Source organism: Paenibacillus sp. 1011MAR3C5 (assembly GCF_003591485.1).
Classification (GTDB): Bacteria; Bacillota; Bacilli; order Paenibacillales; family Paenibacillaceae; genus Pristimantibacillus.
Genome location: NZ_QZCF01000004.1, coordinates 39781 through 61606 on the forward strand (window position 1 = coordinate 39781; position 21826 = coordinate 61606).

At 49.3% G+C, this 21826-nt stretch carries 15 protein-coding genes and 1 pseudogene; 11 read left to right on the plus strand and 5 right to left on the minus strand.

What is annotated here, in order from left to right; all coding sequences use genetic code 11:
- Positions 1 to 78 precede the first annotated feature (78 nt).
- The 10 genes from D3P07_RS13975 (at position 79) to D3P07_RS27790 (ending at position 14022) form a co-directional block, all read left to right on the plus strand.
- Entirely contained in the window at positions 79 to 1752 is a 1674-nt protein-coding gene (locus D3P07_RS13975; RefSeq protein WP_119800861.1) for an extracellular solute-binding protein, read from the plus strand.
- Between the two features lie 104 nt (positions 1753 to 1856).
- A complete protein-coding gene (locus D3P07_RS13980; protein ID WP_182914325.1) occupies positions 1857 to 2762 on the plus strand; it encodes an ABC transporter permease in 906 nt (301 codons plus the stop codon).
- 33 nt (positions 2763 to 2795) lie between these two features.
- Positions 2796 to 3680, plus strand: a complete 885-nt coding sequence (locus D3P07_RS13985; RefSeq protein WP_119800862.1) for a carbohydrate ABC transporter permease — start codon at positions 2796 to 2798, stop codon at positions 3678 to 3680.
- Between the two features lie 40 nt (positions 3681 to 3720).
- Positions 3721 to 5454 carry a sensor histidine kinase gene (locus tag D3P07_RS13990; RefSeq protein WP_119800863.1) on the plus strand — a complete coding sequence of 578 codons (1734 nt, stop codon included), beginning with the start codon at positions 3721 to 3723 and terminating at the stop codon, positions 5452 to 5454.
- A gap of 13 nt (positions 5455 to 5467) precedes the next feature.
- The gene (locus D3P07_RS13995; protein WP_119800864.1) at positions 5468 to 7150 is read left to right on the plus strand and encodes a response regulator; all 1683 of its coding nucleotides are present in this window, start codon (positions 5468 to 5470) and stop codon (positions 7148 to 7150) included.
- 90 nt (positions 7151 to 7240) lie between these two features.
- Positions 7241 to 8503, plus strand: coding sequence for a Gfo/Idh/MocA family protein (locus D3P07_RS14000; RefSeq protein ID WP_119800865.1), 1263 nt, complete (start codon positions 7241 to 7243; stop codon positions 8501 to 8503).
- A gap of 339 nt (positions 8504 to 8842) precedes the next feature.
- Positions 8843 to 10354, plus strand: coding sequence for a DHA2 family efflux MFS transporter permease subunit (locus D3P07_RS14005; RefSeq protein WP_119800866.1), 1512 nt, complete (start codon positions 8843 to 8845; stop codon positions 10352 to 10354).
- Between the two features lie 24 nt (positions 10355 to 10378).
- Positions 10379 to 10987, plus strand: coding sequence for an acyl-CoA-like ligand-binding transcription factor (locus D3P07_RS14010; RefSeq protein WP_259391503.1), 609 nt, complete (start codon positions 10379 to 10381; stop codon positions 10985 to 10987).
- Positions 10988 to 11249: 262 nt separating this feature from the next.
- Positions 11250 to 11954, plus strand: coding sequence for a DNA alkylation repair protein (locus tag D3P07_RS14015; protein ID WP_119801198.1), 705 nt, complete (start codon positions 11250 to 11252; stop codon positions 11952 to 11954).
- A 205-nt stretch (positions 11955 to 12159) separates the two neighbouring features.
- The gene (locus D3P07_RS27790) at positions 12160 to 14022 is read left to right on the plus strand and encodes a flagellin N-terminal helical domain-containing protein (RefSeq protein ID WP_119800867.1); all 1863 of its coding nucleotides are present in this window, start codon (positions 12160 to 12162) and stop codon (positions 14020 to 14022) included.
- A 59-nt stretch (positions 14023 to 14081) separates the two neighbouring features.
- Here D3P07_RS27790 and D3P07_RS14025 read toward each other — a convergent pair.
- Positions 14082 to 14231: pseudogene (locus D3P07_RS14025) on the minus strand (OsmC family protein); the annotation flags it as partial.
- Positions 14231 to 15049: a PIG-L deacetylase family protein gene (locus tag D3P07_RS14030; RefSeq protein WP_119800868.1), complete on the minus strand. Its 819-nt coding sequence runs from the start codon at positions 15047 to 15049 to the stop codon at positions 14231 to 14233. The gene D3P07_RS14030 and the pseudogene D3P07_RS14025, both read right to left, overlap by 1 nt.
- Before the next feature lie 387 nt (positions 15050 to 15436).
- On the opposite strand from D3P07_RS14030, the gene D3P07_RS14035 reads away from it, so the two are divergent.
- Complete coding sequence (locus tag D3P07_RS14035; RefSeq protein WP_119801199.1) at positions 15437 to 16891, plus strand: ABC transporter substrate-binding protein; 1455 nt, start codon at positions 15437 to 15439, stop codon at positions 16889 to 16891.
- Positions 16892 to 16965: 74 nt separating this feature from the next.
- Here the strand turns inward: D3P07_RS14035 and tkt are convergent, their stop codons facing one another.
- From tkt to D3P07_RS14050, 3 genes are read right to left on the minus strand one after another with little or no spacing between them, the layout of a single operon-like run.
- Positions 16966 to 18972, minus strand: coding sequence for a transketolase (gene tkt / locus D3P07_RS14040; protein WP_397334587.1), 2007 nt, complete (start codon positions 18970 to 18972; stop codon positions 16966 to 16968).
- A 30-nt stretch (positions 18973 to 19002) separates the two neighbouring features.
- The gene (locus D3P07_RS14045) at positions 19003 to 20688 is read right to left on the minus strand and encodes a ribulokinase (protein ID WP_220482024.1); all 1686 of its coding nucleotides are present in this window, start codon (positions 20686 to 20688) and stop codon (positions 19003 to 19005) included.
- Between the two features lie 41 nt (positions 20689 to 20729).
- Positions 20730 to 21779 carry an NAD(P)-dependent alcohol dehydrogenase gene (locus D3P07_RS14050; RefSeq protein ID WP_119800871.1) on the minus strand — a complete coding sequence of 350 codons (1050 nt, stop codon included), beginning with the start codon at positions 21777 to 21779 and terminating at the stop codon, positions 20730 to 20732.
- Positions 21780 to 21826: the final 47 nt, after the last annotated feature.

The following is a 21826-nucleotide window of genomic DNA, read 5'->3' on the forward strand; positions in this document are numbered from 1 at the left end:
TGGCGCGAGCTCACCTTTCTATACTAGAACTATGAAAGCCGAAACGATATTCACATTGAGATCATCTGGAGGGGTAGCATGAAGAAGAAACAGAAAGTGCTTATGATCGTCGCCATGGTTCTTTGCCTGGCCTTGACCGCATGCGGCAAAGGCGTAACCAACAACGGGACTGACGCTAGTCCAAGTCCAAGCGCAAGTGCAAGCGCACCTGCAGACCAAGGCGAGCAGCTTGAAGTGATTGAAGTTTCAACCGTTTCGCCAAGCGATCAATACCTGAAGTTTGACGAAGGCGAAAACTTCGAGAAAAATGCGGTATATGATGCGTACGAAAAAGATATCGGCGTCAAAATTACGAACAAGTGGGTAGCGGATGTCAGCCAGTTCAAGGAAAAGGTGAAGATCACAATCGCTTCCGACGACCTGCCGGACTTCCTGCTGGTCAACGCGACGCAATTGAAGGAATTGACCGAAGCGGACATGATCATGGATTTGACGGAAGTGTATGACCAGCATGCAACGGAAGAAACGAAAAAGTTTCTGACGATGGACGGCGGCATGCAGATGAAGACGGCCACGTTCGACGGCAAGCTGATGGGCATTCCAAGCTCCTACAATCCATTCCAATTCCAGACCCTGTTCGTGCGTACGGATTGGCTGAAGGAACTGAATTTGCCGGAGCCGAAAACAATGGCGGACATGGTGGCGATCGCAGAGGCGTTCAAGGCCAAAGATCCGGGCGGCACAGGCACTCCTTACGGCCTTGCTGTAAGCAAAAACCCGTTCAGCATCGAGACAGGCGTTACTGGCCTCCGAGCTTTCCTGAACGGCTATCATGCTTACGAGAACATCTGGATCGAAGACGGCAACGGCGGTTTGGTCAACAGCGACATTCAGCCTGAGGTGAAGAATGCGCTTGCCGCTTTGCAAGACATGTTCAAAAAAGGGCTGATCGATCCCGAGTTTGCGGTTAAGGATACGGAAAAAGCGGCTGAACTGGTATATGACAACAGCATTGGCATGGTATTCGGCGCATCCTGGACGCCGGCACAATTGGTGAAGGGCGCAGTGAAGGACGGCAAGGTTGTGCAAGAGTGGGGCGCGTTCCCGATCCCTTCGGTGGACAGCAATCCGACGCTTGGGCAAATCGGCCTTGGCGTAGACGAATATTACGTCATCTCCAAAAAAGCGAAGCATCCGGAAGGCGTCATCAGATTGCTGAACCAATGGATTGCGGTCGACAACCATCCGACGGAAGAACAAAAAGTATATGAGTTCGGCAAAGATCGTGTGGAAAAAGGCAATAACTACTGGCTGCTCAGCCCGCTGCGCGTAGGCAAGCAAATGGATAACAACGGCGAGATATTGCCGAAAGCGATTGAGAACAAAGATCCAAGCATTCTGGAAACCAAGGATCATAAAACGCGGTATGAGCGCGCGATGAAGTATGTGGAGGACGGCGACACAAGCATGTGGTGGGAATACTTGATCTCCGGTCCAAAAGGCGTGTATTCGCTCGTGCCTGACATTCAGAAAAACAAGCAGTACCTGCAAAATAAATTTTATGGCGCACCAACCCCAACAATGGTGGACAGACAAGAAATTTTGCTTAAGAAGCGGGATGAAGTTTTCTTCAAAATCATCATGAACCAGGTGTCCATCGATGAATTCGATAAATTCGTTGCGGAGTGGAAGAAGCTTGGCGGAGATGAAATTACGAAAGAAGTAAATGAGTGGTACGCGACTCATAAATAATTCACGAATCGCAAAGCGGATAAATCGGGGGATTGGGCGAAACAATCCCTCTTTTTATTAGCCTTTGACGGATCGGATTTTAGTCAAACAACGAGGTGAAAGGCATGAGTGGACTATCACGGCTATGGAAGAGGGAGTGGCCTCTTCATCTGATGCTGCTTCCGGCTATTGGCTTGGTGCTCATCTTCAGCTATGTGCCGATGGCGGGCATCATAATGGCTTTCCAGAAGTACGTGCCGAACAAAGGCTTGTTCGGATCGCCCTTTATCGGGCTCAAAAACTTTCAATTGCTGATGGAATATCCCGATATTGGCCGCATTTTTTTCAACACCGTCTATATTGCCGTCATGAAAATCGTAGCGGGTCTGTTTGTACCGATTACCGTTGCAATCCTTCTTAATGAGCTGCGGAGGGAATGGATCAAGCGAACGTTTCAGACACTTGTGTATTTGCCTCATTTCATGTCATGGGTATTGCTGAGCGGCATATTGGTCGATGTCTTGTCGCCGTCGTCCGGGGTGCTCAACCAACTGCTGGGCGTATTCGGCATCAAGCCGATTTTTTTTCTGGGGGACAACGCTTGGTTTCCATATGCGATGGTGATCTCCGATGTGTGGAAGGAATTCGGATTCGGCACGATTGTCTATCTGGCTGCGCTGACGGGCATTAATCCTTCCCTGTATGAAGCGGCTGAGATTGACGGAGCGGGACGGTTCAAGCAAACGCTCCATGTGACTTTGCCCGGCATGATGCCGATCATCGTGTTAATGCTTACGCTTAATATCGGCAATGTGCTGAATGCCGGGTTCGAGCAAATCTTTAACCTGTACAGCCCTCCTGTCTATGAAAGCGCGGATATTATCGATACCTTTGTGTACCGCATGGGCGTTCAGCAGGCGCAGTTCGGCTTCGCTACCGCCGTAGGCCTTCTCAAATCCATTGTTTCGTTTATTTTCATTTCACTTTCCTACATTATGGCTTACCGCCTTGCGAATTATCGTATCTTCTAACGATTCATCCGCCATGCAGAAGGGAGACTTACCGTGATTACTAGCAGATCGCCCGGCAGAACCATTTTTGTAGCATGCAACTATACATTCTTGTTGTTCATATCCGTCTTATGTCTATTGCCGATCATTCACATCTTGGCGCTTTCATTCAGCTCGGGGAACGCAGCGGCAGCCGGTCAGGTAACCTTATGGCCGGTAGATTTCACAACCGCCGCCTATGAGAACGTATTCGGAAAACCGGAATATTTGCGCGCGTTCTGGGTGTCAATCCAGCGCGTCGTCCTTGGGACATCGATTAGCATGGTGCTTATGATTATAACGGCCTACCCGTTATCGAAAGATAACCGTCAGCTTCGGCTCCGAACGCTGTACGCCTGGGTATTCGTCTTTACCATATTGTTCAGCGGAGGTCTTATTCCGTCCTACTTGACGGTCAAGTCGCTAGGCCTGATCGACACGATGTGGGCGCTTGTGCTTCCGACCGCGATACCTGTGTTCAACGTGATCCTGCTGCTGAACTTCTACCGCAGCTTGCCTAAGGAGCTAGAAGAATCCGCGCGGATTGACGGCGCGAGCCATTTTACAACCCTTTGGAAAATCTATGTGCCGCTATCGCTGCCTGCTTTGGCTACGACGGGACTTTTTACGATGGTAGGCCATTGGAATAGCTGGTTTGACGGCATGCTGTATATGAATCATACTGAAAATTATCCGCTTCAAACGTTCCTCCAGACCGTGATCATCAAGATGGATTTCCGGTTCATCAAGGCGGAGAACGTAGAGCTTCTGCTGAAGCTGTCGGACCGTACGAGCCGGGCGGCGCAAATTTTTGTGGCGGCTTTCCCGATATTAATCGTATATCCTTTCCTGCAGCGATTTTTTATCAAGGGCATCGTTATGGGGAGTGTCAAAGAATAGGATAGATGCGCGCTAACTTGGCCGACGGGGGAACAACTTTATGAAAAGCGTATTCTTCTTGCATGATTCCTCTATTTTCAAAAAGATTATGGCTGCCTTTCTGGCGGCCTTATTGCCGCTTCTGGCCATTACGTGGATGATTATTGAAAGAGGCTCCGATACGATCCGCAGCGAAATTTCGTTATCAGTGTTAAATACGACGCAGTTTTATATGGATTCGCTGGATAAGGAAGCGGACCGGATCAGCCGTTATTTGCCCAATTATGTCATGGATCAGGATTTGATGGAAATTGCGACAACGGGCAATGACATGAGCTCGTATGACCGCTCCCGCAACATATTGGATGTCCAGAGGCGACTGGAACTGATGAAGAACTCCAGTCCGTTTATTAAGGAAGCAAAAGCCTATATTCCGCTCATCGGACGCACGGTGCTCAGCAATAGCTACGAAACGTTCCTGGACGATGAGGAATACAAGGCGATGCAGCATAACGCGAAGCTGTATGAGGAGCCATTCATCTATTGGAGTGACCGATTGTTCATTACGATGCAATATCCGATCAACACGTCCAGAGAGCCGATGTATCTGGTGGGAGTCGAGCTGTCCACCGCCAAGATCAAAGAGACGCTAGCGCAAATCGGCAGAAAGCGGGGCGGCCATACGGCGCTGTTCAATCTGGAGCGGGAATGGAGCATTGACAGCGGCGCGGATGCCGACTGGCTGGCAGAAATGAAAGTTTTTGCGGAGGAAAAAAAGGAAGCGCTATCAAGCAGCGGGTATGAAACCATCCATTACAAGGATCATAGGTATCTTGCCGTGTATCAGTATTCCGAGCTATGGAATGCGTACTCCATTACCTGTATTCCGGAGGAGACGGCTCTTGGCTCGCTTCAAGTGTACCGCACGTTATTTTGGTGGGCTTGTGCGCTTGCGGCTGTCATCGTGGTGTTTTTTACGTATTTTCTATTGCGGTTTATTTACCGGCCTTTAATGAAGCTGGTCCATTCCTTCCGCCGCGTCCAGCAGAACAGGCTGGACCCTATCGTTATGGATCGCGGGGCCGACGAGTTCGGTTATTTGTATGAAGCGTTCAACGATACGGTCCGATATTTGAAGACATTGATCGAAGAAAATTATGAGGGGCAAATCCGCAATCAGCGTTCGGAGCTGAAGCGCCTGCAATCGCAGATCAATCCTCATTTCCTATACAATTGCTTTTTTGTGCTATGCCGGTTGATCAAGTCAGAGGGCCAGAAGGAGAAGGCCTATCAATTCTGTCTTTATATCGGACAATACTTCCAGTTCATTACCCGCAACGATGAAGATGACATCCCGCTGTCGCTTGAGCTGGAGCATTCCCGCACCTATGTGAAGATGCAAACGATATGTTACGGCGAGAAGATCGATGTGCTGTTTGAAGGCGATGCCCCGGATTTTACCGTCCCAAGGCTGATCTTGCAGCCCATTATCGAGAATGCATACAAGCATGCGCTGGGCAATATGCTGGAGCCCGGCGAGCTATGGGTTCACAGCCGGCAGGAGGGGAATGACTTCTCCATCTATGTGGAGGATAACGGAAGGAGCATAACGGATGAAGGCATTGAGCTTCTGCGGAAGAAGCTGCTGCATTCGACGAACCGGATCGAGGAGACGACCGGAATCCTCAATGTTCACCGCCGGGTCCAGTTGCGTTATGGAGCGGAATACGGCCTTACGGTGTCGCGGTCCGAGCTGGGAGGACTGCAGGTCAGTATCAAACTGAGCGCGAGCTAGAGGAGGAATCGGCATGTATAGACTGCTAATCGTGGATGACCTGCCTATTATTGTAGATGGCCTGTTGGAGCTGTTCGAGCAGACGGAGCATCTGCAGCTGGAGGTGCATAAGGCTTATTCAGGTGAAGAAGCGCTGCAAATCCTGTCCCAGCATCGCATTGATATTGTGCTGTCCGACATTAAGATGCCCGGCATTGGAGGGATCGAGCTGCTGCAGGAAATTCTGTCGCAATGGCCGGCGTGCAAGGTAATCTTTTTAACCGGATATAATGATTTCCAGTATGCCAGAGATGCGATGACTTATGGCGGCTTTGACTACATTCTGAAGGTGGAAAGCGACGACAAAATCATTCAAGCCATTGAGCGCGCCATGGATAAGCTGAGGGAAGAACAGAATCAGGCGCAAATGATCTCAAGGGCCGAGTCCAACATGAGAAGGGCATTACCTTCCTTGCAAAAGGAATACATGTGGGGCCTTCTTCAAGGGAAGCAAGTTACGGAGGGCCAGCTGGCGCAAATTTTCAAAGAAATCGATATTCCGCTGGATGCGTCCATGCCGGTCTATATGCTGGTTGGAAGAATTGATGCCTGGAAAGAGATGTTCACAACGCCTGACAAAGCTCTGCTTGCTTATGCGCTGCAAAACGTAGGCGATGAATATTTGACTGCGCAGGTGAGGTGCTATTCGGTCGTATTCGAGCTGTCGAAGATCGTGTGGCTGTTTCAGCCGAAAGCAGCGGAGGGCATTACGGCCGAGCCGGGCAGCCCGGATTGGATCAGGGCGCACCGCTACGCCAGCGGCATATTGGAGACCATTCAAGGAACGTGCAAGGAGCTGCTGGGCCTGCCGGTTTCGTTCCTGCTTGGAAGTGAAGTAGCCGCTTGGAGCAATGTCTCGGACCGGTTCCATTCCATCAAATACGGCTTGGTGCAGGGGCATGGTTTGTTTCATGAGGTCATTCTGACCGACAAGGACGTTCAAAGCAGAGAGTCCGGTGACAAAGCGGGAGCTTATCGGGACAGCTTCTACCATACCCGCGTTCAATTGCTGATGAGCTGCCTCGAAAACAACCATCGGGAGCCGTTCAACAAGCTTTATGCCGAGCTTACATCGGTTTGGGCGGATTCGGGAGCTTCCAATGAGCGGAAGATTGAATTGTATCATTCCTTATCCGCGGTGTTTTTGTTTTATTTGCACCAAAACCGGGATATTTGCGATTACGTCAATACGCAGATGGATCTCGATCCGTTATTCCGTCATGGCGATTCGGCCTCATGGCCTGAGCTGACTCAATACTACAGAAGGTTGGCCGACTGCTTCTTCGAGTGGAATACGCTAAGAGGCAGCTTGCTGCCGACTGAAGTGGTCAATAAAGTGCATCGCTATATCGAGGAACATATTGCGACGGACATCTCGCTTACAGCTTTGGCCGATTACGTCAGCTTGAATCCATCCTATCTGTCACGGCTGTATAAGCAGATGACTGGAATCGGTTTGTCCAAATACGTGAATGACTACCGGAATGTCATTGCGATCGACATGCTGCTGAACACGTCGATGAAGGTTAACGAAATCTCCGCCAAGCTTGGCTATAACTCAGCGTTAGCATTTATTCGCTTCTTCAAGAAGATGAATGACACGACGCCGCAGGACTTCCGGACGGCTCGCGCCGGAGCGCAAACGAAAGGTCAATAATTGTATATGGATGTCATGAACAGTCTCTTTCTCCTCGCACAGCCTCCTTTTACAATGGGAAGTACAGATGGGCTAAGAGGGGGAATGGGCATGAAAACATTAACAGCCGTACTGCTTGGCGCAGGCAGCAGAGGAAGATATATTTATGGGCCTTATGCGGAGAAATTTCCGAATGAGCTCAAGATCGTTGCGGTGGCCGAGCCGGATGAAGAGCGCAGAAGCCAATTCGCGGAGATTCATGCGATTCCGCCGGAATTTGTGTACGATTCCTGGGAAAAGGCATTCGATCAAGGCCGCATTGCGGACGTGATGATCATATGTACACTTGACCGGATGCACTATGTGCCGGCTATGAAAGCGATGGAGCTGGGCTATCATGTCATGCTGGAGAAGCCGATGTCGCCTACCTTGGAGGAATGCATCCGGCTTGAGCAGGCATCGCTTCGCCATAAGCGGCTGCTGGTGGTGACGCATGTGCTTCGTTACTCCCCGTTTTGGTCGGGGATCAAGAAGTGCATCCAGGATGGCGAGCTGGGCATCGTCGGGACGATTCAATTAACCGAGAATGTCGGTTATCATCATATGACGCACAGCTATGTGCGAGGGAATTGGCGCAATTCGGAGGAGACTAGCCCCATGATATTGGCGAAGTCCTCCCATGATCTGGACATCATCTCCTGGCTGATGAATCAGCCCTGTACGAGTGTGAGCTCATACGGCTCACTGCTGCATTTCCGGGAAGAGAACGCTCCGGAAGGCTCGACGCTCAGGTGTATCGATGGCTGCGCAGTGGAGAGGGAATGTCCATTTTCAGCCATGAAGATGTATATCCAGCCTCCGCATCACCCATGGGCGCGTTATATGACAAGCGATCTGTCGCAAGAGGGAATTATGAAGGCACTGAAGGAAGGTCCGTTCGGACGCTGCGTCTACCGCTGCGACAACAATGTGGTGGATCATCAGGTGGTCAATCTGGCCTTTGCGAATGGCGCGAACGCTTCCTTTATCATGTCGGGACTGACCCAAAGCGGCACTCGCCGGGTTCAAATTATGGGGACGCATGGCGAAATGATCGGCGATATGGACAAAGGCTCCTTTACGCTGTTCCGTTATGCGACAGGCGAGCAGGTAGAGATTCGCTGCCATGTAGAAGGAGATGGCCATGGCGGCGGCGATGAGCGGATGGTAAATTCGTTCCTGCGCGACGTCCGCGAGTTTGAGCTTAACCCGTCACACGGCTTGACGTCCGCAACGGCTTCACTGCAAAGCCATCTAATGGCCTTTGCGGCTGAACATTCCCGTTTGCATGAAGGATTTGCGGTGAATCTGTCGGAATTTGCGGCGGAAGCGTAAGAAAATCTCGTGATGGCCGCGCTTGGCCAGCCATTCGACTACGGCATCCTCTTTGAAGGATAGTCGTAGTTTTTTCTTGTAGCGGAATTCTACAAAATTAAGTTTTTATGATAAATAATATTGTAGAGCGCCCTGCAGATCCGTCTGCAGGGCGCTTTTTTTTCTGCTGCACATTAAGCAGAGTCTATTCACGATGGATTTATAGAGAAAATAGTCGCTGACTAGGTTGCAGGCCACAGCTCTCACAAGAAAATAAATAAAATTGACTCATAGTATCAAAAGATATATACTCTCAAATGAAAGTCGATGTCATATTTTATTTGAAGGGTGGAAAAAGCAATGGAGAAACAACATAGTCGCAGATGGTGGGTTTTGATTGGGCTGGCGATCGGACTGCTGGCTGTCGGACTGGATATGACGATTTTAAATTTAGCTTTGCCTACATTATCCACTGAATTGCAGGCATCGAGCAGCGATCTGCAATGGTTTGCCGATGCTTACATGCTTGTGTTTGCAGCCGCCTTGCTGCCAGCGGGACTGCTCGGTGATCGGTTGGGAAGAAAAAAGATGCTGTTCATCGGGTTGCTCTTATTCGGAGCGGCTTCTATCGTATGCGCCTATGCAGAGACATCGACAACTTTAATTATCGGGCGTGCGATGCTCGGACTTGGTGCCGCTTTGCTGGTTCCGCTGTCCATGTCGCTTATTCCGATCCTATTTGCAGAGGAGGAGCGCTCCAAGGCAATAGGGGTTTGGGTGATGGCCAATGCAATTGGCATACCGCTTGGTCCGATTGCAGGCGGCTGGCTGCTCAATCACTATCACTGGAGCTCTGTGTTTTGGATTAATATCCCATTTGTTGTTATAGCCTTTGTTATTATCGCTTTGCTCCTGAAAGAATCGCACGGCGAGAACAGCGTTCGAACTGATTATGTTGGCATGCTGTTATCCAGCTTAGGCCTGGTCGGTATTACATATGGATTAATTGAAGCGGGAGAAGGCGGATGGGGCAATGCGGAAGCGCTCTTGTCAATTGGAGCCGGTGTAGTGCTGCTAGCCGGATTTGTATGGTGGATTCGACGCTGTCAAGCTCCTCTGGTCGATCCTGGGCTATTCCGCTCTGCTGTATTTACTTGGGGCTCTGTCATGGCAACGATTATTTCATTTATTATGTTCGGGCTGCTATTTGTGCTTCCCCAATTTTTTCAGGGAGTGCAAGGGACGGACGCGTTTGGCGCGGGCTTGCGGTTGTTGCCGCTTGTAGGCGGTTTGATTATCGGATCGAAGGCGGCAGATGCCATCCAGCATAAAACGGGGGCTTGGGCCGCAATGGCATGCGGTTTCGTGTTGCTTGGGGTCTCACTTGCCATTGGTGCGAATATGCCGATTTCAGACGGATTCGGTTTGACGGCAGTATGGATTACGATATCCGGCTTTGGAATTGGCCTTGTACTGCCTGCGGCGATGGATATGGCGTTATCTTCGTTAACTGCCGAACGGAGCGGGGTCGGTTCAGCCTTGATTATGGCGCTGCGCAACATCGGCGGAACCATTGGGGTAGCGGTTCTGGGTACTGTGCTTAGCCGTTCTTATCGTGGTACACTAGATGTGAACGGCTTGCCAGAGCAAGCCGCTGAAGCGGTGCAGCGCAATGTTGCAGCCGGTGCAGCAATTGCCCGGCAGTTGGACTCGCTTCCGCTGCTAATGCAGGTTCAGGATGCTTTTGTACTGGGGATGAGTCGTTTGTTATGGATATGCGGAGGCATAGCTGCGGCAGGATTATTGCTTGCAGTGCTTTTCTTGCGGAAAGTGAAGGAGCGTGCCTCTGCCGGACAACAAGTAGATATATAGATAGAGGACAAAGGAGAATGTTGAATGCCGCCTATTAATAAGACATCTGCCGGACTGAGGGAACGAAAAAAAGCGAAAGCGATGGCTGCTGTGCAGCGGCATGCGCTGCGGCTTTTTCGTGAAAACGGCTATCAGGAGACAACAGTCGAGCAGATTGCTGAAGCGGCCGAAATATCTCAAAGCACCTTCTTTCGCTACTTTAAGACGAAAGAGGATGTGCTTATTATCGATAACTACGATCCGATCTTGATTGCAGAAATAAAAAATCAGCCAGAGGAGCTGAGTCCGCTGGCTGCTGTACGCAACGCAATGCTGTCAGGAGTCGCCGGTATGTCAGCCGCCGAGATTAAGACCGCCAGAGAGCGGATCGAGGTCATTATGTCGATTCCCGAGCTGCGCAGTGCATCCGTTAGTAATATGTACGGGACGATGGATATGATTGCCGAGCAGGTGGCGGCGCGTCTGGGCGTAACGAGTGACAACTGGTCAGTTAAGGTGCTGGCGGGTGCGGTGACTGGAGCATGCTCTGCAGTTTTGCTTCATTATGCCGAGCACCCCGAAGCAGATTTGGCTGAGCTGCTTCAAGATGCATTTCATCAATTGGAATTGGGTCTTAGAGGAGATATAAATTAATCAGCTCCACCCATCGCTATATTAGGCGTTCTCCTTCTCTCATTTTGATCATTTCAAAATGCGAGATTTTTTTCTATTGATCTGAACTGATCAAAGAGGAGCAAGAATTGCGGGATCTACAATTCTCATTCTACAAACAGGCTGGTCAAAAATGATCTCCTCATCATCGAGCATTATTACTAAGCGTTACGAGGAATGGAGCGTCAAGGCAAGATCGGCAAGTAAGGAAGATACTTTTGATGACAAAGGATGTGTGATGACGATGGAATTCGAAGCGGTTATGCAGGAGCTTGAAGCGTTAGGCAAGGAACGCACTAAAAAGATGTATATGACCAACGGCGCACAGGAGCCGTTATTTGGCGTAGCGACCGGCCAAATGAAGCCGATCAAAAAGAAAACAGGATTAAATCAGCCTTTGGCTGAGCAGCTTTATGCTACAGGCAACTACGACGCCATGTATTTCGCAGGGGTTATTGCAGAGCCGAAAGTGATGACGGAAGCGGATTTTGACCGCTGGATCGATCGTGCTTACTTTTATATGATCTCCGATTATATCGTTGCAGTCACTCTCGCCGAAGCTGATATCGCGCAGCAAGTGGCGGATAAGTGGATTGCGAGCGATGAAGAGCTGAAAAGGTCTGCGGGCTGGAGCTGCTATTGCTGGCTGCTGGGGAACCGCAAGGACCACGAGTTTTCCGTAGAAAAGATGGCCGATTTGCTGGATTTAGCCAAAAATACGATTCACGACGCGCCCGAGCGTGCGAAATACTCCATGAATAATTTCATCTACACCGTAGCGGTATCCTTTGTGCCGCTTCATGAGAAGGCGGTCGAGATTGCAAGCGAAGTGGGTCCGGTAGAGGTTCAGAAGGGCAAGAAAACAGACTATCTGAACGCTTCCGAACGCATTCAGAAGGCCATCGACAAAGAGGAAATCGGCTTCAAGCGCAGACATGTAAGATGCTGATAGCTATAAATGTGGGCTTCCATAAATTGTGCAAGTGTGGCATGCAGCAATAACGAATTGCTACTTTTGGACTAATGGAAGGTATTTTTGGAGAGCTTTTCGTAAATTTTTGTGACCAAAGTAGCAAAAAAGATGTGTAAAATGCTAAATATTAGGATACCACTTGCCGATATAGATAAAAAAGCGAAGATTATGGGTGGGGTTAATGAAAATAGCGCATAACATCTCGGCACTAAATACGGCAAACCGTTTAAATAAAAGCAACAAAAGCTCGGGAGCATCCTTAGAGAAGCTGTCATCCGGGCTTCGCATCAATCGGGCGGCAGACGATGCGGCCGGTCTTGCGATATCCCAGCAGATGAGGGGACAAATTCGGGGGCTGGAGCAAGCGAGCCGGAATATTCAGGACGGAACCTCGCTCGTTCAGACGGCGGAGGGCGGTTTCCAGGAAATCACCGCCATGATCCACCGCCAGAAGGAATTGATTATTCAGGGCATGAACAGCACGTATTCCGATCATGACCGGCGCAATATCGAGCTTGAGATCAAGCAGTTGACGGAGGAAATCGACAACATTGCGCGCAGAACCGATTTTAATACCATTAATCTGCTTTCCAGAGAAGACTATCAAGTGCTGGAGGATCGTTCGAGCCTGAATGTTGATGTGACGACTACAGGACCGTTTCCTACTACGGTGACCGACCGGGAAGTATATTACGGTTTCTATCCTGTCGGAACTCCCGATCACCCTCAGAATGTCGTAACGTCAACAACGGGAACGACAACCAATAACGAATACGATCATGAGGCGCGTTTAACGCCAATCGTTTCTCCGGATGGCAGACCGGGCTTTAACGATTACGAAAAAAACGTTCATACGCAAACGGATAAGACTGCAACTGTCGAATTTACCTTTGAACGCATCTGGGAAAACGAGCCGAAATTTAAAGAGCTGGATATTAAACATAATTCGATTGGCGATATTTACTTCCAGACAGAATATGTTGTCAATTCGACGCATGCGGGCCAATATCCAGATTTCGGCGGATTTTGGGACGGGAATACGGTGATCGAAATTGACGGCGTCCCACATACGCTGGATACGTTTACGGTAGACGGCGGGAATATATTGGCAGGTTCTTTATCGATCTTTTATTCCAAGGACGGTATTGAAATCGAAAAAACGATGATGACAGATGGAACGTCATTCACAGTGGAGTTCAAGGTGCGCAATCAGTCTGGCGCGGATGACAAGCAAATCAGGTTCAGTACAGTTTTTCAACCGAGATACAACGCTATCTACGACATTTCTTCCTCTAACGGGGTGCCGATCGGCAGCACGGCAGCCAGCGCGGACATTCCTGATGCAGGATCGGTATTTGAATTGTCTAACGAGTTGGTCGATTTTGAAATTGCATTTCTGAATGGCGGAAGCTATGTCAAGCCGAATTCGTTGATGACAGGGAGTGCAGAGCTGGATTCAATTGCTAATAGCATTACGACAGTCTGGGAGAGTGCGGATCTGGATGACGGGGGCGTGCTGGAGTTCGGTTTTTCGCTAAGCAATTTTAATTTCAAAAAAGATGTCTACCGGTTTACGGAAGAATATACCGAAACCATCCATTCTATTGTTGAGACAGTGACCACGGATATTAAGGACATTGACTATGTCCCTCCCAAGGTGGATATTCAAACGGGCGATCAAGAAAACCAGGTGCTTCATATTCCATTGTTCAATGCGAAGTCTGACGGCCTGGGAATTGCAAATCTTAGCATTCTGCCGCCGGCTGATCCTGCAGTATCATTGGGCCAGACCGAAGGCGCTTTATCAAGGGTAACGAATTTCAGATCGATTTATGGAGCCCTGCAAAATCGTCTCGAGCATACGATGAAGTCGGTAGACAATTATGCCGAAAATTTAATGGCGGCCGAATCCAGAATTCGCGACACGGATATGGCCAAGGAAATGATGGAATTGACGAAATCCAACATTTTGACTCAGGCAGCCCAAGCGATGTTGTCGCATGCGAATTCCAATCCGCAAGCCATTTTGCAATTGATCAAATAGGATATAGACAAAAGGCCCTCTTTATGGAGGGCCTTTTCTGGTTAGCGGGAGAGTAAGTCTTAACTTTCAATTACGATACGGTTCAGCTTAAGATTGACCGGATTCGCGATGGTATCGCCTACCGGGCATTTGCTTTCTAGAAACTGTACAAAAGCTTCGACCTTCTCTTGAGGAGAATTGGTCTTGATGTAGAAGGTATATCGGATGTCTATTGCTCTACTTGCAGCATCGGAACTAAAGCTCTAATGTCCTCCTCGCTCCACTCGCGCAAGTTGTAGCTGGCAATCTCGTATGGCTCGGCATATTGGATCTCGGCGGTCTTATATTTCCCGTACCAGCGCTCAAGCGCAGGAAGCATCTCTTCCGACACATTGAAGAAGTTAGCCCAATACTTCAGAATAAAAGCTTTTTTGTCCTCCAGGCTCTCTGGCACGAGATGGTCAATTCGTTTCTGCCAAGGCGCCAGCTCGTAGAACTGTGAAGCGTGGGCATCACAGCCAAGCAGCTTTTTCTCCAGAACGGAGGATATATCAATGGCAATATCCGCTTTATAAATAGAACGTGCGGTGAAGTCTGGCATCAGAAGGAATAACGGTTGTTTGTTGAATGAAGCAGCGCCGCTCGCTACATATTCGGCAGCTTGGCGGACGATTCTGCCTGCGTTGCGATTGTCGAAATGGCCGCCGCCATGGCCATGGAATGTAATAACGACATCTGCGTCCCACTCTCGAATTTGTTCAATGACCTTATCGCGGTTTTCTGGACTTGGCACCAGCCAGCCATCGGATATATTCCATATTGTATATTCTTGAACGCCCAGACGTTCAGCAGCTACAAGCGCTTCCTCGCCTCTGCGTCTGACAAGCTCAGGACCTTTGTAGTCGTAATGCCCAATATCTCCGTTAGTAAGAGTAAGAAACTTTACGCGATGACCGAGCTCGGCATAGAGGGCAGCGGTGCCTCCTGCATATTCCTCCGGCTCGTCGGGATGAGCTGCAATGACGATCACATTAAGAATCTTTGACATACGTAATCTCCTCCAAAAGATAGAATGGTTGGGTGATGTAGAGCATCAAGTCTTCGTAAATGCTAGCCAAATCCGTAAGATTCATAATTGGAACCGCTTTCTTTTCAGGGTATATAAGCACATTCCTCTAACCCATATTAGCATGACGCAATATAGCAGACAATGAATATTTGTAATAAAAAATCATATTGTATTATAAAAACGGAATAAAATATCAGAATCGATCGAGTAAATGCTGGTGAGATTATTGTTATTAAATTTCGAATATATTCTTCATGAAGGAGTAATATTTCAAAAACTATTGACTGTCTTTTGCAAATCGGTTTAAGATGATGTTGATTGAAAGCGCTTTATTTGCGGAATGAGGAACCTATTACAGGGAGGAACCTGAACATGAAGACAAAAGTTGCTTCAACCGTGTTGGCCATAACGTTATCTATGGGGATGATATTAGCTGCTTGTGGAACGAAGGATCCTGTGAATACGCCGAGCGCAACCCAGCCTGCCGTCACTAGCAAGACGGAGTCGGATTCACCTGCCAAAGACACTATCACGGCTTTGCTTCCGCCTGTCTCTGCCAACTTTCAAAGTAATTTTGACGCCATGGAAAAAAAGTTCAATGAATTGTATCCTCATTTGACCTTGAAAATCGAGCCTGCAAGCTGGGAGGATATGGCCCAGAAGCTCGACACGCAAGTCAATGCGGGAAGCCCTCCCGACCTTGCCTTTATCGGAGCGGATGTGGTCGCCAAATATGCGCAAATGGGCATGCTCATGGACATTAAGGATATTGTTACTCCGGAGATGGTAGAGGACTTCGACGAGGTGCCATTGGAATACATGAAAAATGGGGATGGCCTATACGGTTTCCCGGCATATATGTCCGTTCAATCAATCGGAGGAAACAAACAGTTTATGGAGGCTGCCGGGATTGATTGGAAGAAGGTGCAGCAGGAAGGCTGGACCTATGAACAATTCCGGGAGGCGATCCAAAAAGGCGTGGTTCAAGAGAATGGAAAAACCGCCCGTTACGGCTTTGTTTTTGCCACTGCCGGCGTCACATCGAAAGATTATTTAACCATACTGGTCAAAAACGCGGGTCTGCCTTCACCGTTTACGGAGGATCACAAGTACGCTTATACAAGCTCGAATTTCCTAGACGTATTAAAAGCGATTCGTGAAATGATTGACGACGGTTCCATGCCGAAGGAGCTGAGCTCGATTGATGCGGGGAAACGCTGGAATATGTTCCTGACCGGACAAACCATGATTACAGGCAAAGGCATGACTTCATTCGAAAATTCGGCGAATATCAATAACAAAAAAATCGAAGCGAATGACGGCAGCGCCGTACAGGATAGCATTAAGGTGGACTATGTCGTTCTGCCATTGCCTTCCTTTGGAGGCCATAAAGCGGTATCCCATACTGCTGTTGACGGTTACGTAACATTCCGCGGCAAAAAAGAACCGACGGATGAGCATAAAGCCAATGTAGTGAAAGCGGCGTATTTCCTGGCGAGCGGGGAAATTGCAGCCACGGTCAATCATGAGTCTTTCCTGGCAGATATTACAGACAGCGGCCGCAAAGCGGCAGAAAGCATGGAGTCCATCCAAAATGCGGATAACTTTGCCGCGCTTGAGAATTTGCTCAAGCAGGCTGCGCCGGCCCGCCCGGATATTCCAATTGAGCTGGGTGCAAAAGCGATCAAAGTGGAGACAGAGGTCATTATACCTAAATTGCAAGCTTTACTTGCCAATGAAATTACTCCGGAGGAAATGTTCGAATCGGTTAAAAAGGCTGCAGCGGAAACGTTCGGAGCGGATGGTATTGTGCAAGAGTAATGATACACATAAAAAAGTTGCAGACATCATGTCTGCAACTTTTTTTGATGAAGTAGCTGTACCTATTGCCTGATTTATTGAATATTGAGCAGCTTCTTCACACGCCCCGCAATCTGGCTAACGCTGAAGCCGTACTGTTCAATAATCGTATCTCCCGGTGCGGAAGCGCCGAATTTATCAATCGCGATAATTTCGCCTTCATCGCCCACATAACGTTCCCAACCGAGAGAGGAAGCCATCTCGATCGCAATCCGTTTTTTGATAGACGGTGCCAATACAGATTGTTTATACTCTGCGCTCTGCTTTTCGAAGCGGTCCCAGGACGGCATGCTGACAACGGCTGTATCGATTTGCTCCTCGGCCAGCGCTTGTTGAACTTGTACCGCCAGGTGAACCTCAGAGCCGGTAGCGAGCAAAAGCGCTTGCGGATGATCAGTCTTGCCCTTGGAGATGATGTAAGCTCCTTTGGAGACTCCCTCATAAGCCATCTGCTGGGTATCTTTCATAGTAGGCAGATTTTGACGGCTAAGCACGAGGGCAGTAGGGACATCCTGGGATTCTACCGCTAATCTCCATGCCGCTATCGTTTCATTGGCATCGGCTGGACGGAAGATGGACAGATTAGGCATGGCTCTCAACGAGGCCAGCTGTTCAATTGGCTCATGCGTTGGCCCGTCCTCGCCTACCGCAATGCTATCGTGAGTAAAGACGTAAGTAACAGGCAATCCCATGAGAGCCGCTAGACGGATTGCTGGGCGCAAGTAGTCGGAGAATACGAAGAATGTACCCGCATACGCCTTTAATCCGCCATGCAAGGCTAGGCCGTTCAGTATCGCGCCCATAGCAAACTCTCGAACGCCGAACCAAATATTTTGCCCGTTGTAGGATTCGGGTAGAAACGGCTTGTTGTTTTTGATCATCGTTTTATTGGAGCTCGCAAGGTCAGCCGATCCGCCAATCATGCCCGGCATTTCTGTCGCCAGCACGTTGATGATTTCTTCCGAAACAGAGCGGCTTGCCGCAGAGCTTCCTGTTGGATACTCAGGTAAGATTTCATTCCAGTCCAGCGAGATATGATTCTCCATGGCCGCCAGCAGCTGCTTGGCCAGATCCGGATAAGCAAGGGCGTATTGTTCCCACAGCTCCTGCCAAGCTTCCTCTTGTTGAATTCCTTTTTGAACAACTTCTGCTTGGAAATGCGTGTATACTTCCTCTGGCACATAAAAAGGAGTGTCGTGCATCCACTGCAATGCCTGTTTCGTCAATTTGGCTTCATCGGAGCCAAGAGGCGAGCCGTGAGAAGCGGATTTGCCTGCTTTATTCGGCGAGCCGAAGCCGATTGTCGTTTTGATTTCAATGAGAGTTGGCTTCGTAAGATCGGCTTTTGCAAGCTTCAGCGCCTGAGAGATTTGATCTCCGTCATTTCCATCCTCTACCCGAATATATTGCCAGCCTTGGGCATTGAAGCGCTGCTCCACATTTTCGGAGAACGACATATGCAGCTCGCCATCCAAGGAGATATCATTCGAATCGTACAGCACGATTAGCTTGCCGAGCTTCAAATGTCCCGCAAGCGATGCAGCTTCATAAGAGATGCCCTCCATTAAATCGCCGTCACCGCAAATCGCATACGTATAGTGGTCGATAATAGGCAATTCGGGCTGATTGTATACAGCGGCAAGATGCTGCTCCGCAATCGCCAAGCCGACAGCGGAAGCTATGCCTTGGCCAAGCGGACCGGTGGTCGCATCGACTCCCGGTGTATGCTTGTATTCCGGATGCCCCGGCGTCTTGCTTTGCCACTGGCGGAATTGCTTCAAGTCTTCCAACGATAAGGCATAACCGGAGAGATGGAGTAGGCTGTACAGCAGGCTTGAGCCGTGACCGGCAGACAGAACAAAGCGGTCTCTATTGAACCAGTCCGGATTTTTGGGATTATGGTTCATATATCTAGTCCATAGCGTATAAGCCATCGGAGCGCAGCCGAGCGGCATGCCGGGATGGCCCGAATTGGCTTGTTCGATCATATCAATAGATAAGCTGCGCAGCGATTGAACCGACAGCTGTTCAATAGTAGTCATCAGATAAGCACATCCTTTAATGAATGTAATTTACATGCTATGAAATTCCTCAATAGATTGAGCTAGTTGCAGATACTGCTTGTACTTCTTGGCGTAGTCTTGCTGCTTCCCGGGATTCGGTTCATAGTCGGCTTCGTACGTTTCGCAATATATTTCCTGTGCTTCCTCGATGCTTGAGAATAAGCCGGCTGCAACCGCGGCATAGATAGCCGCTCCTTTCGCGCACACTTGATCTTGCTTGCTGATCATAATCGGCCTGCCCAATACATCGCTCATCATTTGCATAATGTAAGGGGATTTTTTGGCGATACCACCAATGACAATAATGCGGTCGATGAACAACCCGTATTCGACGAAGCTGTCGAAAATACGTTTCGCGCCAAAAATAGCCGACATCAGCAGCGATTGATATATAGCAGGCGCGGTGCTGCCCAGATGAAGTCCTGCAATCGCTCCTTTCACTGCTTCATTTAATACGGGATACCGTCTGCCGTTGAACCAATCTAGCGCAACGGGCTGATTAGCCGCTTGGAGCGGAATCTCCTTTGCTGCCGCTTCAAGGTTATACAGCAGCTGTTCGGAGCATTGCTCCTGCAACTGCTTTTTTTGGTCTTCGGATAAGAGGTCCGTGCGCTGAATCATTTGCTCCACCGGCCACATTAAGAGGGATTTGTACCATGCGAAAATATCGCCAAAAGCGGCTTGTCCGGCTTCAATCCCTACATATCCGGGAATAATGGAATGTTCAGCCAATCCGCATACATGCTTCATTTCTTTGCCCGACAAGCGCTCCGGCCGCTCGATCATCATATCCACGGTGGAGGTGCCTGCAACCTTCACCAAGGTGCGCGGCTGGATTCCGGCTCCTACAGCTCCGGCATGGGCGTCAAAGGAGCTGCCCGACAGGATAACTTGTTCATTAATGCCTAGTTGGGCTGCCCATTGCTTCGAAATCATGCCGATAGCCGAATCGGCATGCTGCGGTCCCGCGCCGTATCGGTCTTTGACCAATACGAGATAGGGGTCCAATTGCTGTAGGCATTCTTCTGAAGGCAAGCCGCCAAAGGCGCTATGCCATAGCGCTTTGTGGCCTGCCGCGCAAGAGGAGCGGTACATGGCCAGCGGATCCGTCTGTCCGGCGAGCAAGTTGGCGAACCAATCGCAATGCTCGATCCATGAATAGGCGGCTTGCTTGACTTGCTTATCTGTTCTGATCGTGTGCAATATTTTGGCCCAAAACCATTCCGAAGAATAGATACCCTGATATTGCGTGTAGTCCACGGAATCAGCGGTAGAGAAAATCGCATTTATCTCTTCAGCTTCAGCAACAGCGGTATGGTCTTTCCATAGATGAAACATGGCATTCGGGTTATCTGCGAATTCAGGCTTGAGCGCCAGCGGAACGCCGGCTTCATCGATAGGACATGGCGTTGAGCCGGTCGTATCAATACCGATGCTGAGCAGACGCTCCCCGGCTTGCTCGCCCGCATCCTGCAGCGCGGATCGGAAAGCGGCAGTAAAGGCTTCGATATAATCTAAGGGATGCTGCCGGAATTGACTGATTTCATCGTTGCAATACATTCGCTTAGCCCAGCGCGGATAGGCGCAGGATGCTTCGGAGACGGTCCGGCCGGATGCTCCTTCTACGATAATGACTCTTACGGAATCGCTGCCAAAGTCCGCGCCGGCAACGAGGGCGCCTGCATGATTGTCCAAGTCAAGACCTCCTTTTATCGACGCAGCTAGAGGGGATGCGGTTAGCGAATACGGATGACGCATTTTGTAACCTTGTCTTTATGCTGAATCGCTCTCTCCATACCCTCTTGAATGCGGTCAAATTCGAAAACATCGGAAACAATATCTTTTAGCGGGATAATTCCTTTGGACACGGCTTCAATGGCCTTCGGATAGATGTTGCGGTAACGAAAGACCGTTTTAATGGTCATCTCATTATCAACAATATGGTTGACATGCATCTGTGCTTTGCCGCTGCTGGTGTAGCCTACAAGAACGATCGTTCCGCCGCGCTTCGTCAGCTTGGCCGATTGCAATATCGTCGCTTCGGAGCCCGCTGTTTCAAATACATAATCTGCGCCTTCGCCGTTCGTAAGCGCCATGACGGTGTCAATTGCATTGATTTCGCTGGCATTGACGGTATGCGCGCAGCCCAATTGCTTGGCTTTGTCCAGACGGTTCTGCACCAGATCAACGACCGTAATATCGTGCACACCCATGCTTTTGAGAGAAAGCATCGTTAACAGTCCGATCGCACCCGCGCCTAATATGACGGCAGATGCTCCCACTTGAGCGCCGGATTGCAGCGCGGCATGCATGCCGACAGCAAGAGGCTCCATCATCGCTCCTTCCATTGTGCTTACGTTATCCGGAAGCTTGAAGCATAGGTCGGCAGGGTGGGCAATGTATTCAGCAAAGCAGCCTTCCAGCACGGGAAGCGAGGCATAGAAATATACCTTTGGACAAAGATTGTATTTTCCCGATTTACAATAATCGCATCTATAGCAAGGTATGCCAGGCTCTACAGCAACACGGTCTCCGGGCTTTAGCTCCGTTACATTTTTTCCGACGGCCTCTACGACTCCGCCTGGCTCATGACCAAGCACAATGGGTTCAGTTACATGCTTTTCTCCAATAAAACCGTTTTCAAACAGATGCATATCTGAACCGCAGATTCCCACATAATCCAATCTGATCAACACGTCATCGTCTTTCACTTGAGGAATCGGCTTTTGCTCAAAATCCAGTCTCCCTACAGTATTCATAATGGCTACCTTCATTGTTTTGCCCATGTTCTATTTCTCCTCATCTCAGCTAGTATTAATGATAAAATATATCC

Bases quoted from the DNA above. Each gene is read 5' to 3' on its own strand.
- D3P07_RS13975 (WP_119800861.1), top strand. From the start codon at position 79: ATGAAGAAGAAACAGAAAGTGCTTATGATCGTCGCCATGGTTCTTTGC.
- D3P07_RS13980 (WP_182914325.1), top strand. From the start codon at position 1,857: ATGAGTGGACTATCACGGCTATGGAAGAGGGAGTGGCCTCTTCATCTG.
- D3P07_RS13990 (WP_119800863.1), top strand. From the start codon at position 3,721: ATGAAAAGCGTATTCTTCTTGCATGATTCCTCTATTTTCAAAAAGATT.
- D3P07_RS13995 (WP_119800864.1), top strand. From the start codon at position 5,468: ATGTATAGACTGCTAATCGTGGATGACCTGCCTATTATTGTAGATGGC.
- D3P07_RS14000 (WP_119800865.1), top strand. From the start codon at position 7,241: ATGAAAACATTAACAGCCGTACTGCTTGGCGCAGGCAGCAGAGGAAGA.
- D3P07_RS14005 (WP_119800866.1), top strand. From the start codon at position 8,843: ATGGAGAAACAACATAGTCGCAGATGGTGGGTTTTGATTGGGCTGGCG.
- D3P07_RS14010 (WP_259391503.1), top strand. From the start codon at position 10,379: ATGCCGCCTATTAATAAGACATCTGCCGGACTGAGGGAACGAAAAAAA.
- D3P07_RS14015 (WP_119801198.1), top strand. From the start codon at position 11,250: ATGGAATTCGAAGCGGTTATGCAGGAGCTTGAAGCGTTAGGCAAGGAA.
- D3P07_RS27790 (WP_119800867.1), top strand. From the start codon at position 12,160: ATGAAAATAGCGCATAACATCTCGGCACTAAATACGGCAAACCGTTTA.
- D3P07_RS14030 (WP_119800868.1), bottom strand. From the start codon at position 15,049: ATGTCAAAGATTCTTAATGTGATCGTCATTGCAGCTCATCCCGACGAG.
- tkt (WP_397334587.1), bottom strand. From the start codon at position 18,972: ATGACTACTATTGAACAGCTGTCGGTTCAATCGCTGCGCAGCTTATCT.
- D3P07_RS14050 (WP_119800871.1), bottom strand. From the start codon at position 21,779: ATGGGCAAAACAATGAAGGTAGCCATTATGAATACTGTAGGGAGACTG.